This window comes from Pantoea sp. Ap-870 (genome assembly GCF_011752515.1).
Taxonomy (GTDB): Bacteria; Pseudomonadota; Gammaproteobacteria; order Enterobacterales; family Enterobacteriaceae; genus Pantoea; species Pantoea dispersa.
In genome coordinates, this window is the sequence record NZ_VWXG01000004.1 from 343644 (window position 1) to 359966 (window position 16323).

Annotated in this window: 19 protein-coding genes; 8 read left to right on the top strand and 11 right to left on the bottom strand. The window is 59.3% G+C overall.

Annotated elements, in window-relative coordinates; genetic code table 11:
- The first annotated feature begins 71 nt into the window (after positions 1–71).
- Positions 72–1322: an enterobactin transporter EntS gene (gene entS / locus F3J41_RS12785; RefSeq protein ID WP_166711376.1), complete on the top strand. Its 1251-nt coding sequence runs from the start codon at positions 72–74 to the stop codon at positions 1320–1322.
- Here entS and fepB read toward each other — a convergent pair.
- Positions 1317–2282: a Fe2+-enterobactin ABC transporter substrate-binding protein gene (gene fepB, locus F3J41_RS12790; protein WP_058774890.1), complete on the bottom strand. Its 966-nt coding sequence runs from the start codon at positions 2280–2282 to the stop codon at positions 1317–1319. The two genes, entS and fepB, sit on opposite strands and share 6 nt — an antisense overlap.
- Before the next feature lie 179 nt (positions 2283–2461).
- Between fepB and F3J41_RS12795 the strand changes: the two genes are divergently transcribed.
- The 5 genes from F3J41_RS12795 to F3J41_RS12815 are packed head-to-tail and all read left to right on the top strand — an operon-like array spanning position 2462 to position 7312.
- Positions 2462–3640: an isochorismate synthase gene (locus tag F3J41_RS12795; RefSeq protein ID WP_371815474.1), complete on the top strand. Its 1179-nt coding sequence runs from the start codon at positions 2462–2464 to the stop codon at positions 3638–3640.
- Between the two features lie 10 nt (positions 3641–3650).
- The gene (locus F3J41_RS12800) at positions 3651–5264 is read left to right on the top strand and encodes a (2,3-dihydroxybenzoyl)adenylate synthase (protein ID WP_166711380.1); all 1614 of its coding nucleotides are present in this window, start codon (positions 3651–3653) and stop codon (positions 5262–5264) included.
- A gap of 18 nt (positions 5265–5282) precedes the next feature.
- Positions 5283–6137, top strand: coding sequence for an isochorismatase family protein (locus F3J41_RS12805; protein WP_021507724.1), 855 nt, complete (start codon positions 5283–5285; stop codon positions 6135–6137).
- Entirely contained in the window at positions 6134–6892 is a 759-nt protein-coding gene (gene dhbA / locus F3J41_RS12810) for a 2,3-dihydro-2,3-dihydroxybenzoate dehydrogenase (protein WP_058759589.1), read from the top strand. Before F3J41_RS12805 ends, dhbA begins: the two co-directional genes overlap by 4 nt.
- Before the next feature lie 3 nt (positions 6893–6895).
- On the top strand, positions 6896–7312 hold the full coding sequence (locus tag F3J41_RS12815; protein WP_058774892.1) for a hotdog fold thioesterase: 417 nt from the start codon (positions 6896–6898) through the stop codon (positions 7310–7312).
- Positions 7313–7485: 173 nt separating this feature from the next.
- Here F3J41_RS12815 and cgtA read toward each other — a convergent pair whose 3' ends face one another.
- From cgtA to rplU, 3 genes are all read right to left on the bottom strand, one after another.
- Entirely contained in the window at positions 7486–8661 is a 1176-nt protein-coding gene (gene cgtA, locus F3J41_RS12820; protein ID WP_058759590.1) for an Obg family GTPase CgtA, read from the bottom strand.
- A gap of 249 nt (positions 8662–8910) precedes the next feature.
- Positions 8911–9168, bottom strand: coding sequence for a 50S ribosomal protein L27 (rpmA, locus tag F3J41_RS12825; protein WP_006121751.1), 258 nt, complete (start codon positions 9166–9168; stop codon positions 8911–8913).
- A 15-nt stretch (positions 9169–9183) separates the two neighbouring features.
- Positions 9184–9495, bottom strand: a complete 312-nt coding sequence (rplU, locus tag F3J41_RS12830; protein ID WP_021507728.1) for a 50S ribosomal protein L21 — start codon at positions 9493–9495, stop codon at positions 9184–9186.
- Between the two features lie 254 nt (positions 9496–9749).
- On the opposite strand from rplU, the gene ispB reads away from it, so the two are divergent.
- Together ispB and F3J41_RS12840 are read left to right on the top strand one after the other, a co-directional pair.
- A complete protein-coding gene (gene ispB / locus F3J41_RS12835; RefSeq protein WP_021507729.1) occupies positions 9750–10721 on the top strand; it encodes an octaprenyl diphosphate synthase in 972 nt (323 codons plus the stop codon).
- Between the two features lie 238 nt (positions 10722–10959).
- The gene (locus F3J41_RS12840) at positions 10960–11253 is read left to right on the top strand and encodes a helix-turn-helix transcriptional regulator (RefSeq protein WP_021507730.1); all 294 of its coding nucleotides are present in this window, start codon (positions 10960–10962) and stop codon (positions 11251–11253) included.
- A 63-nt stretch (positions 11254–11316) separates the two neighbouring features.
- Here the strand turns inward: F3J41_RS12840 and murA are convergent, their stop codons facing one another.
- From murA to mlaF, 7 genes are all read right to left on the bottom strand, one after another.
- Positions 11317–12576 (bottom strand): UDP-N-acetylglucosamine 1-carboxyvinyltransferase, encoded by a 1260-nt coding sequence (gene murA, locus F3J41_RS12845; RefSeq protein WP_021507731.1) that lies wholly within the window; start codon positions 12574–12576, stop codon positions 11317–11319.
- Positions 12577–12622: 46 nt separating this feature from the next.
- Positions 12623–12880: a BolA family iron metabolism protein IbaG gene (ibaG, locus tag F3J41_RS12850; RefSeq protein ID WP_007886637.1), complete on the bottom strand. Its 258-nt coding sequence runs from the start codon at positions 12878–12880 to the stop codon at positions 12623–12625.
- A 114-nt stretch (positions 12881–12994) separates the two neighbouring features.
- A complete protein-coding gene (gene mlaB / locus F3J41_RS12855) occupies positions 12995–13300 on the bottom strand; it encodes a lipid asymmetry maintenance protein MlaB (RefSeq protein ID WP_021507732.1) in 306 nt (101 codons plus the stop codon).
- A complete protein-coding gene (gene mlaC / locus F3J41_RS12860; protein ID WP_021507733.1) occupies positions 13300–13938 on the bottom strand; it encodes a phospholipid-binding protein MlaC in 639 nt (212 codons plus the stop codon). Before mlaC ends, mlaB begins: the two co-directional genes overlap by 1 nt.
- Positions 13939–13957: 19 nt before the next feature.
- Entirely contained in the window at positions 13958–14500 is a 543-nt protein-coding gene (gene mlaD, locus F3J41_RS12865; RefSeq protein WP_021507734.1) for an outer membrane lipid asymmetry maintenance protein MlaD, read from the bottom strand.
- A 4-nt stretch (positions 14501–14504) separates the two neighbouring features.
- Positions 14505–15287, bottom strand: coding sequence for a lipid asymmetry maintenance ABC transporter permease subunit MlaE (mlaE, locus tag F3J41_RS12870; RefSeq protein ID WP_021507735.1), 783 nt, complete (start codon positions 15285–15287; stop codon positions 14505–14507).
- Positions 15288–15291: 4 nt separating this feature from the next.
- A complete protein-coding gene (mlaF, locus tag F3J41_RS12875; protein ID WP_021507736.1) occupies positions 15292–16107 on the bottom strand; it encodes a phospholipid ABC transporter ATP-binding protein MlaF in 816 nt (271 codons plus the stop codon).
- Between the last annotated feature and the right edge of the window lie 216 nt (positions 16108–16323).

The following is a 16323-nucleotide window of genomic DNA, read 5'->3' on the forward strand; positions in this document are numbered from 1 at the left end:
CTCGCGTTTGCCTATGTTACCATGAGTCGCCTCGCGGATGATGAGGAAAATTGGTGCAAAAAGGCGAAACAATGAACAAACCCTCTCACTTTATCGATCTCTCACTGCTGAAAACCCACGCGGCGTTTCGCGCGGTGTTTATTGCGCGTTTTATCTCGATTGTGGCGCTCGGCATGCTGGCCGTTGCCGTGCCGGTGCAGATTCAGCAGATGACCCATTCACCGCTGCTGGTGGGCCTCGCCGTCACGCTGTCCGCTGCCGGCATGTTTACTGGCCTGCTGACCGGCGGCGTGCTCGCCGATCGCTATGAGCGTAAGAAATTGATCCTGTTTGCCCGCACCACCTGCGGACTGGGCTTTGTCGCGCTGGCGATAAATGCCGCGCTGCCCGCGCCTTCGCTGCTGGCGGTCTATCTGCTGGGCTTGTGGGACGGCTTTTTCGGTGCGATTGGCGTCACGGCGCTGCTGGCCGCTACGCCGGCGCTGGTGGGACGCGAAAACATTATGCAGGCCGGCGCGATCACCATGCTGACGGTGCGCTTCGGCTCGATTTTATCGCCGGCGATTGCGGGTGTGGTGATCGCGCACGGCGGCGTGCTGTGGAATTACGGACTGACCGCCTTCGGCACGCTGCTGACGGTGCTGACGCTGCTGCAGCTACCTGCGCTGCCCCCGCCTCCGCAGCCGCGCGAGCATCCGCTGCGGGCGCTGGCAACCGGCGTGCAGTTCCTGTTCGCCAGCCCGGTGGTCGGCATGGTGGCGCTGACCGGTGCGCTGGTGACGCTGGCCAGCGCCATCCGCGTGTTGTACCCGGCGCTGGCACCGCACTGGTCAGTCAGCGCCGACCAGCTCGGTATGCTGTACGCCGCCGTGCCACTCGGTGCCGCCGTGGGTGCACTTACCAGCGGCAGGCTGAAACAGGCAGCGCGCCCGGGGCGGCTGGTGCTGGGCAGTGCCGTGGCCGGTTTCGTCGCCCTGGGCCTGTTCAGCCTGATGCCGACGCTGTGGCTGGCACTGCTGTGTCTGGCGGGCTTCGGCTATTTCAGTGCCATCAACAGCCTGGTGCAGTACGCGATGATTCAGCTGCTGACGCCGGATCATCTGCTGGGCCGCATCAACAGCCTGTGGACGGCGCAGAACGTGTGCGGCGATGCCCTCGGCGCAGCGCTGATTGGTGCCCTCGGTTCGTGGCTGTTACCGGCGCAGGCTGCCGCGGCGTTTGGCTGTGCCGCGACACTGCTTGGCGTCATGATGTGGCTGATGATGAAAGGATTACGGCGCTATCAGGCGCCCGCGCCCGTGCTGGCGCAGCAAACATCATGATTTGACGAACAGCTGATGCAGACGCGTCAGCAGATTGCTGGCGCTGTAGTAATCCAGGCGGAAGGTGTCGATACCCAGCGCATAGACCTGCTTATCGCGCACCGCCGCGTTTTGTGCCAGGAACGGGTTGCTCAGCACTGACTGCGCGGTTTTGTCATCGCCAGCAAACAGCAGGAAGCTGTGACCGGTCAGGCTGGCGGCGAGATTCTCGCCCGAGAGCTGAATAATATCTTTGCGCTGGCCCATGCTGTGCCCCTGTTGCGTACCGGCCGGCGGCTGCGCCAGGGTAAAACCGAGCTGCTGCAGTAGTTTGCCCTGCGCCGATGCGGCGGTCCACAGATTCACCGCCCGGCCTTCACCGTTCCATACCATCGCGGAGACCGGCTGCGGCGGCAGCGTAATGGCCTGCTTCAGCGCCGCTTCGCGATCGTCGAACTCTTTTACGCGCTGCGCCGCCTGTGCTTCATGGCCGGTGGCCTGCCCCAGCAGCGTAACCACATCCTGCCAGCTCTTATCGTCGTAGTTGACCACCAGCGTGGGGGCAATGGCGGACAGCTGACTGACCAGCTTCAGGGCGGAGTCATTACCGGTGGCGCTGACGATAATCAGATCCGGGGCTTGCGCCGCAATCGCCTCGGCGCTCGGCTCACCAATGTACAGCCGCTTAACGTGGCGCTGCTTTGCCACCTCGCCCCACTGACGGAAGAAGCCCTGATCGTCGGCCAGGCGGCTTTTCGGTGCGGTCGCGCCTGAGGCGATGACCGGCGCGTCAATCGCCAGCAGCGAGCCGGTCAGCGTGACGCTGGTGGAGACAATGCGCTGCGGTGCCTGGTGAAGCGTTACCGTTCCGGTCGCGCCCTGTACGCTGCGCGGCCAGCCCTGGTCGGCCCGCGCTGTCCCTGACAGCGACTGGAAAATGAACAACAGGACAGCCATGCCCCATAAACCGCATTTATTCATAAGTTTTGATCCACCTTTTAGCTTAATGCCTGGCCCGGCGTCAGCCGCCGCTTACGTCTGACAGCACGGTAAATCCCGCGAATGGATTGACTCTTTGCCCCTTTCGACGTAGGTTACAGAGCCATAATAAAAATGATAATCATTCTTAATAATCTTATCATTTATAGGTGAAAATTATGGTGGAAAGCTCTACGTTTGAAAATGCCTGGCTGAAGGATTTTTCCGCGCTGTGCCGCGGTTTCCTTTTCACCTCGCCATGGCGCAGCCTGGCCACCCAGGGATGCTATACCACGATCAACACGCCGGTGGGCGATGCCGCGCTGCTGCAGGGCGACTTTCAACAGCAGCTGCGCCAGCACTTTGCCGCGGCGAAAAAGCAGGGGATCGCCAATCCGCTGCTGGTGGGCGCGATTCCGTTTGACGTCAGCCAGCCAGCGTCGCTGTTCATACCCGAATCCTGGCAGAGCTTTAATCGCGCCGACCTGCAACAGGCGCTGACGGCGCAGCAGAGCGATCTGCCGGCAGTGCGGCGGCGGACGGCAGTGCCAGACCACGCGGTGTTTACCCGCATGGTGGCCGACGCCGTTGCCACCATCCAGCGCGGCGATCCGGACAAAGTGGTGCTGTCGCGCCTGATGGATATCGTCACGGAGCAGCCGGTGGATACCGCCGCGCTGATGCAGCGCGTGATCGCGCAAAATCCCAATAGCTACCATTTCCATCTGCCGCTGGCGGAAGGCGGCGCGCTGGTGGGCGCCAGCCCGGAACTGATGCTGCGCAAACAGGGGCGCGATTTCTCCTCCTGCCCGCTGGCCGGCTCGGCGCGCCGCCATCATGACGACGTCAGCGCCGATCGCGCGGCAGGTAACACCCTGATGGCGTCAGCCAAAGACCGCCACGAACATCAGCTGGTGACCGACGCGATGCGCAGCACGCTGCAGCCGCGTAGCCGCCTGCTGTCGGTGCCTACCGTGCCGTCGCTGATCACCACCGCCACGCTGTGGCATCTGGCGACGCAAATCGATGGCGAAGTGCAGGATGAGCGCGAAAACGCGCTGTCGCTGGCGGCGCTGCTGCACCCAACCCCGGCCCTGAGCGGCTTCCCGCACGCCCGCGCGCAGCAGCTGATTCAGCAGCTCGAACCCTTTGATCGCCAGCTGTTTGGCGGCATCGTCGGCTGGTGCGACAGCGAAGGCAACGGCGAATGGGTGGTGACCATTCGCTGCGGGACGGTAAACGGCACGCGCGTGCGGCTGTTTGCCGGCGCTGGCATCGTCGCCGACTCACAACCGGAATCAGAATGGCGTGAAACGGGTGTGAAGCTGGACACCATGTTGCGCGCTTTTGGACTGCAATAAAGGAACAAGCATGAGCATTCCCTTCAGCCGCTGGCCGGCACATCTGGCCGCGCGCTATCGCGAGAAAGGCTACTGGATCGACGTGCCGCTGACCGACATCATCGACCGCCATCGCGAAAACGACGCTATCGCCGTGATCGACGGCCCTTTGCAGCTCAGCTACCGCCAGCTGGCGCAACGCAGTGATAATCTGGCGGCGGCGCTGCAGCGGCGCGGTTTACAGCGCGGTGACACGGCGCTGGTGCAGCTCGGCAACGTGGCGGACTTTTACGTTACGCTGTTTGCCCTGTTTAAGCTGGGCGTGGTCCCGGTGTACGCGCTGTTCAGCCATCAGCGCACTGAACTGCTGGCCTATGCGCAGCAGATTGCACCGAAACTGCTGATCGCCGATCGCCAGCACGCGCTGTTTGCCAGCGACGACTTCATCGCCACGCTGTGCGAGGCGCAGCCCACGCTGCAGCAGGTGATCCTGCGTAACGACGCGCAGGCGGAAAATACGCTGGCGTCGCTGCAGGATGAAGCGGCTGGCGATTTTGTCGCGACACCGACTGCCGCCGATGAAGTGGCGTTTTTCCAGCTCTCCGGCGGCAGCACCGGGACGCCGAAGCTGATTCCGCGCACCCACAACGACTATTACTACAGCATCCGCGCCAGCGACGAGATTTGCCACATCAATGCCGACACGCGCTATCTGATCGCCCTGCCCGCGCCGCATAACTTCGCCATGAGTTCCCCCGGTTCGCTCGGGGTGTTCTATGCCGGCGGCCAGGTGATTCTCGCCGCGGATCCCAGCGCCACGCTCTGCTTCCCGCTGATTGAGCAGCACCAGGTGACCGATACCGGACTGGTGCCGCCGGCGGTCAGCCTGTGGTTGCAGGCGATTCAGGAGTGGGGCGGCAATTCAGCGCTGGCCTCGCTGCAGCGCATTCAGGTGGGCGGGGCCAAACTGGGCGAAACGCTGGCCGCACGCATTCAGCGTGAAATCGGCTGCCAGCTGCAGCAGGTGTTTGGCATGGCGGAAGGACTGGTTAACTACACGCGCTTCGGCGATGACGAGCAAACCATTCTGACTACCCAGGGGCGCCCGATTTCGGACGATGACGAAGTGTGGGTGGCCGACGAGAACGGCAATCCGCTGCCGCCAGGCCAGGTCGGTCGCCTGATGACGCGCGGCCCTTACACCTTCCGGGGCTACTACAACAGCCCGGAGCACAATGCCGCCAGCTTCGACGCTGACGGTTTTTACTGCTCAGGCGATCTGATTGAGATCAACGCTCAGGGTTACATCACCGTACAGGGACGCGAAAAGGATCAGATCAACCGCGGCGGCGAGAAGATCGCCGCAGAAGAGATCGAAAACTTGCTGCTGCGCCATCCGGATGTAATCCACGCCGCGCTGGTGTCCATGCATGACGAGCTGATGGGTGAAAAGAGCTGTGCCTTCATTGTGGCGCGCCAGCCGGTAAAACCGGTCGCGCTGCGCCGCCATCTGCGCGAGCTGGGCATTGCCGAATTCAAACTTCCCGACCGCATTACCTGCGTCGACGACCTGCCGCTTACCCCGGTAGGCAAAGTGGATAAAAAACGTTTACGCCAACAGCTTGCTGAGCAGACGCAAGCCTGATTTTTTCCGGAGATTGTAATGGCTATTCCAAAACTGACGTCTTATGCGCTGCCCGCCGCCACTGAGCTGCCGGCTAACAAAGTACAATGGGCGCTGGAGCCGCAGCGCGCGGCGCTGCTGATTCACGATATGCAGGCCTATTTCCTCAACTTCTGGGGCGAAGACAGCCCGCTGGTGAATCAGGTGGTGGAGAACATTGCCCGCCTGCGCGCTTACTGCAAAGCGCAGGGCATTCCGGTGTTCTATACCGCCCAGCCCAACCAGCAAAGCGATGAGGATCGCGCGCTGCTGAATGATATGTGGGGACCGGGGCTGAACAAACATCCGGATCAGCAGAAGATCGTCGACGCGCTGGCGCCGGATCAGGACGATCAGGTGCTGACTAAATGGCGCTACAGCGCGTTTGTGCGCTCGCCGCTGGAATCTATCCTGCAGGAGATGGGCCGCGATCAGCTGATCATTACTGGCGTGTATGCCCACATCGGCTGCCTGACCACCGCCACCGACGCCTTCATGCGTAACATCCAGCCGTTTATGGTGGCCGATGCGCTGGCCGACTTCTCGCGCGACGAGCATATGATGGCGCTGACCTACACCGCAGGCCGCAGTGGCAAAGTGGTGATGACCGCCGACCTGATGCCGCTGCCACAGAGCAAGGACGCGCTGCGCGCGCTGATTCTGCCGCTGCTGGAAGATGATGACGTGCCGGAAGATGATGAAAACCTGATCGATTATGGGCTGGATTCGGTGCGCGTGATGGCGCTGGCGGCGCGCTGGCGTCAGGTGCACAGCGATATCGACTTCATCAGTCTGGCGAAAAACCCCAGCATAGATGGCTGGTGGGCGCTGCTGTCACGGGTGCCAGCCCAATGAGCGCCTGTTTTGATTTCAGCGGAAAAATTGTCTGGGTGACCGGTGCCGGTAAAGGCATCGGCTATCACACCGCGCTGGCGTTCCATCAGGCCGGTGCGCAGGTGACCGGTTTTGATTTGCACTTTGGCCAGGATGACTATCCGTTTGCCACCTGCCAGCTGGATGTCGCCGACAGTGCTGCGGTGCGCGATTGCTGTCAGTCACTGCTGGCCAGCCAGCCGCGGCTGGATATCCTGGTGAACGGCGCGGGCATTCTGCGCATCGGCAGCACCGATGCGCTGTCTTTCGCCGACTGGCAGGCGTGCCTCGCCGTCAACGCCGGCGGCGCGTTTAACCTGTTCCAGCAGACGCTACCGGTCTTCCGCCAGCAGCGCGCTGGCGCGATTGTCACCATCGCCTCTAACGCCGCGCACGCCCCGCGCCTCGGCATGTCAGCCTATGGCGCCTCCAAAGCAGCGCTACGCAGCCTGTGCCAGACGGTTGGGCTGGAGATGGCACCGTATGGCGTGCGCTGCAATATTGTCTCACCGGGATCAACCGATACCGATATGCAGCGCAGCCTGTGGCATACGCCGGAAGCCGAGCAGGAGATGATCAACGGTTTCCCGGATCAGTACAAACTGGGGATCCCGCTGCGTAAGATCGCCCAGCCGCAGGAGATCGTGAACAATATCCTGTTCCTGGCCTCGGATCTTGCCAGCCACGTGGTGCTGCAGGATATTGTGGTAGACGGTGGCGCAACGCTGGGAGCCTGAGGCATGGCAATCTGGAAACGTACGGTGGATCTCGCCACGCTGAATCAGCTGGGCGATAACTCGCTGGTGGCGCATCTGGGCATCGTGTTTACCGCGATCGGTGACGATTATCTGGAGGCCACCATGCCGGTAGACAACCGCACGCAGCAGCCGTTTGGCCTGCTGCACGGCGGCGCGTCGGTGGTGCTGGCGGAGTCGATGGGGTCCATTGCCGGTTACCTGAGCGTGGAAGAAGGTAAAAGCGTGGTGGGCATTGAGGTGAGCGCCAGCCATCATCGGGCGGTGAGCAGCGGCGAGGTGCGCGGTGTTTGTCGTCCGCTGCATCTGGGGGCGCGCAATCAGAGCTGGCAGATTGAGATACGCAATAGTCGCGATCAGCTGTGTTGCAGTTCGCGGCTGACGGTGGCGGTGCTGGGGTAGGTTTGGTTCCGCTGCGGCCTGATGCCCTCACCCTGCCCTCTCCCACGGGGAGAGGGAATGATGGTGCGGCCTGGTGCTCTCTCCCGCGGGGAGAAGGAATGATTGTACGGGCTGGTGCTCTGCGCTAAACAGCAATAAAAAAAGCGGCCATCTGGCCGCTTTTTTCGCTGACATCAACGCTGATAAATGATCTCGACGCCTTCGTCGTCGTCTTCATCCCAGTCGTCATCCCAGTCTTCGTCTTCTTCCACTTCCTGAGCATTTTCCAGCGCTTCACGGTGGTAATCATCCCACATGAAGGCCACTTTCTCTGGCTGCTTCGCTTCTTCTTCCGCTTCTTTTGGATTCGCGATGATAAAGCTCATCACATCCCAGCACAGCTCATTGACACCGTCACGGCTGGCGGCGGAGATCAGATAGTATTTCTCATCCCAGCCCAGCGCTTCGGCAATCGCTTTAGCGCGGCTTTCCGCCTCTTCACGGCTCAGCAGGTCGGTTTTATTGAACACCAGCCAGCGCGGCTTCTGGTACAGCTTGTCGCTGTATTTCTCCAGCTCGCCGAGAATGATGCGGGCGTTCTCTACCGGATCGGATTCGTCGATTGGCGCGATGTCGATGAGGTGCAGCAGCACGCGGCAGCGCTCCAGATGCTTGAGGAAGCGAATGCCGAGGCCCGCGCCTTCCGCTGCGCCTTCAATCAGGCCGGGAATGTCGGCGACCACGAAGCTCTTTTCGCTGTCCATACGTACCACGCCGAGGCTTGGCACTAAGGTAGTGAACGGATAATCCGCCACTTTTGGCTTCGCCGCTGATACTGCGCGGATAAAGGTCGATTTACCGGCGTTTGGCAGACCCAGCATACCCACGTCTGCCAGCAACATCAGTTCCAGCTGCAGGTCGCGCTTCTCGCCCGGCGTGCCCATGGTTTTCTGACGCGGCGTACGGTTCACGGACGATTTGAAGCGGGTGTTGCCCAGACCGTGCCAGCCACCCTTCGCCACCATCAGCTTCTGCTCATGGCGCGTCATGTCGCCCAGCGTTTCGCCCGTGCCCTGATCGATCACGCGCGTACCCACCGGCACTTTAACAATGATGTCTTTACCGCGTTTACCGGTACAGTCACGGCTCTGGCCATTCTGGCCGCGTTCGGCGCGGAAAGATTTTTCGAAACGATAATCGATCAGGGTATTGAGGTTTTCATCCGCCAGCAGGTAAACATCACCGCCGTCACCGCCGTCACCGCCGTCCGGTCCCCCTTTGGGAATGTACTTCTCGCGGCGGAAGCTGACGCAACCGTTGCCACCATCACCCGCGACCACCAGGATCGTCGCTTCATCAACAAACTTCATTTTTTATCTCCGTCACACTGTCGTTTGCGCCACGCTGCGGGCGACAAACGGGTCCGCCAGGGTCTTCTGCGCTGACCGGCGGCGGATAAAACAGGATTGGCAAAGCCATGTGTACATAAAGTGTACAGCAAACTGAGGCGCAAGGTCAGCGTGATTGCCGTAACCTGCGGCAGAATGTAAAAAGCCCCGCAAAGCTGCGGGGCCTTCCATTCGTGTGTTCAGACGTTAATCGTCTGCGGCACAACAACCTTACTCAGCAACGATGCTGATGTATTTACGGTTGTTAGGACCTTTAACTTCGAATTTAACTTTGCCGTCTGCGGTAGCAAACAGAGTGTGGTCACGACCACAACCTACGTTGTTACCGGCGTGGAATTTGGTACCACGCTGACGAACGATGATGCTACCTGCCAGAACAGATTCACCACCGAAACGCTTAACACCCAGACGTTTTGCATTGGAGTCGCGACCGTTACGAGTCGAGCCACCAGCCTTTTTATGTGCCATTTGTCAGATCTCCTCTTACGCGCTGATCACAGTGATTTTCACATCAGTGAACCACTGACGGTGACCAGCTTGCTTACGGTAGTGTTTACGACGACGAAACTTAACGATTTTAATTTTCTCGCCACGACCGTGAGCAACAACTTCTGCCTTGATCACACCGCCTGAAACCAGTGGCGCGCCGATTTTCACGTCTTCGCCATTTGCAATCATCAGAACCTGGTCGAACTCGATGGTTTCACCGGTTGCGATGTCCAGCTTTTCCAGGCGAACGGTCTGACCTTCGCTTACTCGGTGTTGTTTACCACCACTTTGGAAAACCGCGTACATATAAAACTCCGCTTCTGCGCATGCCTTTCTGTTCATCAGGCGGCGCGATAAATATTCACAATAGGGCGCGAATTCTACGCAAAACTCCAGCAGAAGACAAGTGCACTTTGCACTCTCTTGCAGAAAAAAAGCGCAGGACGAATGCAAACGTTTCTCAACCCGATTTTTCAAGTACAATCAGTAACAGATTACCTGAACTCACGCTGGGTAAAAGCGCTTACCATGCAGAAAACGAGTCAAAGCTGAACAGACGAATGAACTTAGAACAGATTAACGAATTAACCGCGCAGGACATGGCGGCCGTCAACCAGACCATCCTCGACCAGCTGAATTCAGATGTCTCACTGATTAACCAGTTGGGCTATTACATCATCAGCGGGGGAGGCAAACGCATCCGTCCGATGATCGCGGTGCTGTCAGCACGCGCGCTGAATTATCAGGGATCGCTGCATGTGACCAATGCGGCGCTGATCGAATTTATCCACACGGCGACGCTGCTGCACGATGATGTGGTGGATGAATCCGATATGCGCCGTGGCAAAGCCACCGCTAACGCCGCGTTCGGCAATGCGGCGAGCGTGCTGGTCGGGGATTTTATCTATACCCGCGCCTTCCAGATGATGACCAGCATGGGATCGCTGAAGATCCTTGCACTGATGTCCGAAGCGGTGAACGTGATCGCCGAAGGGGAAGTGCTGCAGCTGATGAACTGCAACGATCCGGATATCACCGAAGAGAGCTACATGCGGGTGATCTACAGCAAAACCGCCCGCCTGTTTGAAGCCGCTTCGCAGGCTTCGGCGATCCTCGCGGAGGCCACGCCAGCGCAGGAGAAAGCGCTGCAGGATTATGGCCGCTATCTCGGTACGGCGTTTCAGCTGATCGACGATCTGCTGGATTACAGCGCCGACGGCGAGACGCTGGGCAAAAATACCGGTGACGATCTGAGCGAAGGTAAGCCGACGCTGCCGCTACTGCACGCCATGCACAACGGCACGCCCGAGCAGGCGCAGATGATCCGCAAGGCGATCGAAGAAGGTAATGGCCGTCATCTGCTGGAGCCGGTGCTGGCGGCAATGCAACAAACCGGTTCGCTGGAATGGACGCGCAAACGCGCCGAAGAAGAGGCGGATAAAGCCATCGCGGCGCTACAGGCACTGCCAGAAACGCCGTGGCGCAGCGCACTGGAAGCGCTGGCGCATATGTCGGTGCAGCGCGATTTCTGACCTGCTACGGGGCCGTCCGGCCCCGTTTTTATTTCTCTCCCCTGCTCTGCCCGTCTGATTACATTCCCTTGCAGCATTTTTGCGAAAAACTGCGCAGTTTCGTGCACAGGCAAAACAATTACTGGAAACATATGGAAATTATTTGCTATAAAAATCCGGATTTTTCCAGTTATCTCTGCGCAGGAGAGCCACAGCGCTGCAGAGATGGAGCACTAACACGGACACGGAGAAGAGAGTTATGCATGCAAGGAGAGAAGACTGGCATCCGGCAGATATCATTGCGGCCCTGCGCAAGCGCGGTACGTCACTGGCCGCCCTGTCACGTCAATCTGGCCTCAGTTCATCGACGCTGGCCAACGCGCTGTCACGCCCCTGGCCTAAAGGTGAATGGCTGATCGCCACGGCGCTGAAGGTCCATCCTTCCGAGATCTGGCCCAGCCGCTATTTTGATCCGGTCACGCAGCGTCTACTGGATCGTAAAAAACGCATTCGATCGCCCCAGGATCTGAAAAAGATCGTCTCACGCGGATAAAGCAAAAAAAAACCAGCCACGCTGTCGTGACTGGTTTTCATGCCTGGCAATCAGGACAAAGGATTACTCGCCGCTGACGCGCTCAATGTTGGCGCCTAACGCTTTCAGCTTGTCTTCAATGTGCTCGTAGCCACGATCGATGTGGTAGATACGATCCACCAGCGTCGCACCTTCTGCAATGCAGCCTGCCAGTACCAGACTGGCTGACGCACGCAGATCGGTCGCCATCACCTGCGCGCCGGACAAGGTTTCAACACCGTGACAGATAGCGGTGTTGCTTTCGATTTCGGCGTGCGCACCCATACGAATCAGCTCCGGGATGTGCATGAAGCGGTTTTCGAAGATGGTCTCGGTAATCACGCCGGTGCCTTCAGCCACCAGGTTGAGCAGCGTAAACTGCGCCTGCATATCGGTCGGGAAACCCGGGTGCGGTGCGGTACGGATGTTAACCGCTTTCGGACGCTTGCCGTGCATATCCAGGCTCACCCAGTCTTCGCCGACTTCAATCTCCGCACCCGCGTCACGCAGTTTCGCCAGCACGGCGTCCAGCGTGTCTGGCTGCGCATTGCGGCACACCACTTTGCCGCGCGAGATAGCGCCGGCCACGAGGAAGGTGCCGGTTTCGATTCGGTCCGGCAGCACGCGATAGACGCCGCCGCCGAGGCGCTCAACGCCCTCGATGGTGATTTTGTCGGTGCCGGCGCCGCTGATTTTCGCGCCCAGCGTGTTAAGGAAGTTTGCCGTGTCGACAATCTCCGGTTCACGCGCCGCGTTTTCAATGATGGTGGTGCCCGTCGCCAGCGTTGCGGCGCTCATGATGGTCACGGTCGCGCCCACGCTGACCTTATCCATCACAATGTGCGCGCCCTTCAGGCGGCCATCCACAGAGGCTTTAACATAGCCCTCTTCCAGTTTGATCTCGGCACCCAGCTGCTCCAGGCCGGTAATGTGCAGATCGACCGGACGCGCACCAATCGCACAGCCGCCCGGCAGAGAAACCTGGCCCTGGCCAAAACGCGCCACCAGCGGCCCCAGCGCCCAGATGGAGGCACGCATGGTTTTCACCAGATCGTACGGCGCACTGAAGACATTAACTTCGCGCGCATCAACGTGGACCGAACCATTGCGTTCCACGCGCGCACCGAGCAGGCTCAGCAGCTTCATGGTGGTATCGATGTCACGCAGCTTCGGCACGTTCTGAATCTCTACCGGCTCTTCAGCCAGCAGCGCAGCAAACAGAATCGGCAGCGCAGCATTCTTCGCCCCGGAAATGGTCACTTCACCGCTTAAACGGGTGGGGCCTTGCACACGAAATTTGTCCATTAACACGGCTCTCAATTATCTATCAACAAAACAGCCAGAGTGGCGCTTAGAAACCGTTGAGTTTACGGTCGCGCGCCCACTCGGCTGGGGTATAAGTCTTGATGGACACCGCATGAATACGGTTATCCGCAATGTATTCCATCAGCGGCGCGTACACAGCCTGCTGTTTCTTTACGCGGCTCAGCTCGCCAAACATTTCGCCCACGGCAATGACCTGGAAATGGCTGCCATCGTTGCTGAGAACATGTACTTCTTCTAACGGCAGCGCCTGCATTAGCACGGCCTGAACTTCACTATTTTCCATCGCTCATTGCTTCACTTGATAATAATAAGGCGGATATCTTAGAGGAAAGCGCCTGACTCTTAAATACGCAAAAGCCCCTGAAAAAATCAGGGGCTTTGTCAGCAGCGCCGTTAATCAGGCGATTTGTTCCGCAGAAACAATAATCTGCTGCAGGTTGTACAGCTTGATTAACGAGTCGAGCTTATCGGTGATACCACTGAAAAGCGGCGTCGTGCCCTGCGCCCGCGCGATTTCGCGCAGATGCACCAGCAGCGCCAGCCCGGCAGAATCAACCCGATCCAGCGCCGCCACGTCAATCGTGGTGATACCGGCCATGGCGCTGTCACGCGCCTGCCACAGCGCCAACAGCGTATCGCGGTCCAGTTTGCCGCTCAGGGCCAGCGTGCTGGCAGTGCGCTGCCAGCGTAACGGTTCGCTCATTATTGCTGCTTGTCCAGGGTGATAGGCTGCGCGGCATAGGTTTTCAGCTGCGCAGTCAGGCCGTCGATGCCTTTGGTGCGCAGCAGATCGCTCCACTCATTCTGTTTGGTGGTGATCATGCTGATGCCTTCGGCAATCATGTCATAAGCCTGCCAGTTGCCGGTCTGGCTGTTCTTGCGCCACTGGAAATCAAGGCGCACCGGCGGACGACCGTTGGGATCGATGATGGTGACGCGAATCGCCACGATATTGGCATCGCCAATCGGCTGCTCAGGCTGAATCTGGTAAGTCTGGCCGTGGTACAACGCCAGCGCCTGACCATAAGCCTGCGCCAGATAATCCCCGAACGCGGCAAAGTAGGCGTCGCGCTGCGCCGGCGTGGCTTCGCGGTAGTAACGGCCCAGTACCAGCGCCCCCGCGTATTTAATCTGCACGTACGGCAGCAGCTCCTGGCGCACGATTTCGCGCAGGTAATTCGGATCCTGCTTAATCTTCGGCTGTTCGTTCTTCAGGCGGGTAAAGGTTTTCTCCGCCGCTTCGTTCATCATCTTGTACGGATTGCTCTGGTTGGCGTCCGCTGCGTTTGCCGCCAGCGGCGCGATGGCCAGCAGGGCCACCATCAGGAAACGTTTTAACATCGTGTTGTACCTCTCTGGGTTATTCCGTTGTAGCAGGTGCTGCCGGGGCGCTCGCGCTGGCGGCGCCCGACGATTTCTCATTGTCCTTGTTGTCGCCGCTCTTGTAGAGGAACTGGCCGATCAGGTCTTCCAGCACCAGCGCCGATTTGGTATCCCGCAGCGTGCCGCCATCTTTCAGCATCGCCGAGCCAAGCTCCGGATCGTCAAAACCTAAGTTGAGCGCGAGGAACTGCTCACCCAGCAGACCCTGGGTGCGAATCGCCAGCGAGCTGGTGTCAGGAATTTTATTGGCATACTGTTCGCTGATGTCCATGGTGACGCGCGGCGACAGCGTTTTGTCATCCAGTGAAATGTCGGTGACGCGGCCAATCACCACGCCGCCAATTTTCACCGGCGAGCTGACTTTCAGGCCGCCGATATTATCGAAGGTGGCGTACAGCTTCCACGTTGGCTCAGTACCCAGCGATTTAAGATCGGCGACGCGCAGGCTGAGGAACAGCAGCGCCAGCAGCGCAGCCAGCATAAACACGCCAACCCAGATTTCGTTTTTTTTGCTTTGCATTGCATTAATTCCCAAACATCAGTGCCGTCAGCACAAAATCCAGTCCAAGCACCGCCAGCGAAGCATGGACTACGGTACGCGTCGTCGCGCGACTGATCCCTTCCGAAGTCGGGATGGCGTCATACCCATTGAACAGCGCGATCCAGGTCACCGTAATGGCAAACACCGCGCTCTTGATCAGGCAGTTGATCACATCGGTACGAAAATCCACCGCGTTCTGCATCGCCGACCAGAAAAAGCCCGGGTCGATGCCTTTCCAGGCCACCCCGACCAGCGCGCCACCGGCAATGCCCACCGCAGTAAAGATCAGCGCCAGCAGCGGCATACTGATAAAGCCGGCCCAGAAGCGCGGCGACACTACGCGGCGCAGCGGATCGACCGCCATCATCTCCATGCTGGAGAGCTGCTCGGTGGCTTTCATCAGGCCAATTTCCGCTGTGAGGGCCGAACCGGCGCGCCCGGCAAACAGCAGCGCGGTAACTACCGGCCCCAGTTCGCGCAGCAGCGACAGCGCCACCAGCATACCCAGGCTGGTTTCCGCACTGTAAGTGGTGAGTACCAGATAGCCCTGCAGCCCCAGCACCATGCCAATGAACAGGCCGGAGACCACAATGATCAGCAATGACAGCACGCCCACGCTGTACAGCTGCTTCACCAGCAGCGGCGCATGCTTACGAAACGCCGGTTTACCCACCAGCGCATGGAAGAGCATTAAGCCCGCCCGGCCAAAGGCCGCACAGGTGTTAATTCCCTGACGCCCAAATGACGCCAGTGCCTGTAACCACATCAGTTTAGCTTCTCCCTGTGCGGGTCAGATCGCTGAGGTAATCCCCGGCAGCGAAGCGGAACGGCACTGGACCATCCGCATGACCCTCAATAAACTGGCGCACGCGCGGATCGGGATTCTCCCTCAGCTGCGGCGCACTACCCTGAGCAATAATCTTTTGCCCGGCAACAATATAGGCATGGTCGGCAATGCTCAAGACTTCCGGCACATCGTGTGAAACCACAATGCAGGTGACGCCCAGCGAATGGTTGAGCTCATCGATCAGCTTGACCAGCACGCCCATGGTGATGGGATCCTGGCCGACAAAGGGTTCGTCGAACATGATCAGCTCCGGCTCCAGCGCAATTGCCCGCGCCAGCGCCGCCCGGCGCGCCATGCCGCCAGAGAGTTCGGCTGGCATCAGTTGCGCTGCGCCGCGCAGTCCCACGGCTTCCAGCTTCATCATCACCGTGCTGTGCAGCAATTCCGCTGGCAGCCGGGTGTGTTCGCGCAGCGGCCAGGCAACGTTTTCATAGACGTTAAGGTCGGTGAACAGCGCACCGGACTGGAACAGCATGCTCATTTTTTTACGCACGTCATACAGCTTACGGCGCGACAGCGTCGGAATGTTCTGGTCACGAAACCAGATCTCACCTTTGTCCGGCTGCAGCTGCCCGCCAATCAGGCGCAGCAGGGTGGTTTTACCGATGCCGGAAGGGCCCATAATCGCCGTGACTTTGCCCGCTGGAACGGTCAGCGAAATGTCGTCGAAGATGGTGCGATTGCCGCGCGTAAAACTGACGCCACGAACCTCAACCAGATTCGTTTGCTGCTGGATCATCATTACCTCTTTAAACGGATCGGGCGTAATTAACGTGGTGGATGGTAGCCTGGTAAACCACAATGCACGATAGTTTTACAGAAACTTACCCGTCCGGTGTGGCGAAAACGGCCTTAAAATTTACTTTTGCCTCTCAGACAGTCAAAATCAGCGCCTGATTCCGCACGCGCACTGCTTTTACCTGTCGGACAAGGTTTGCCGGCACCGTTATCCATC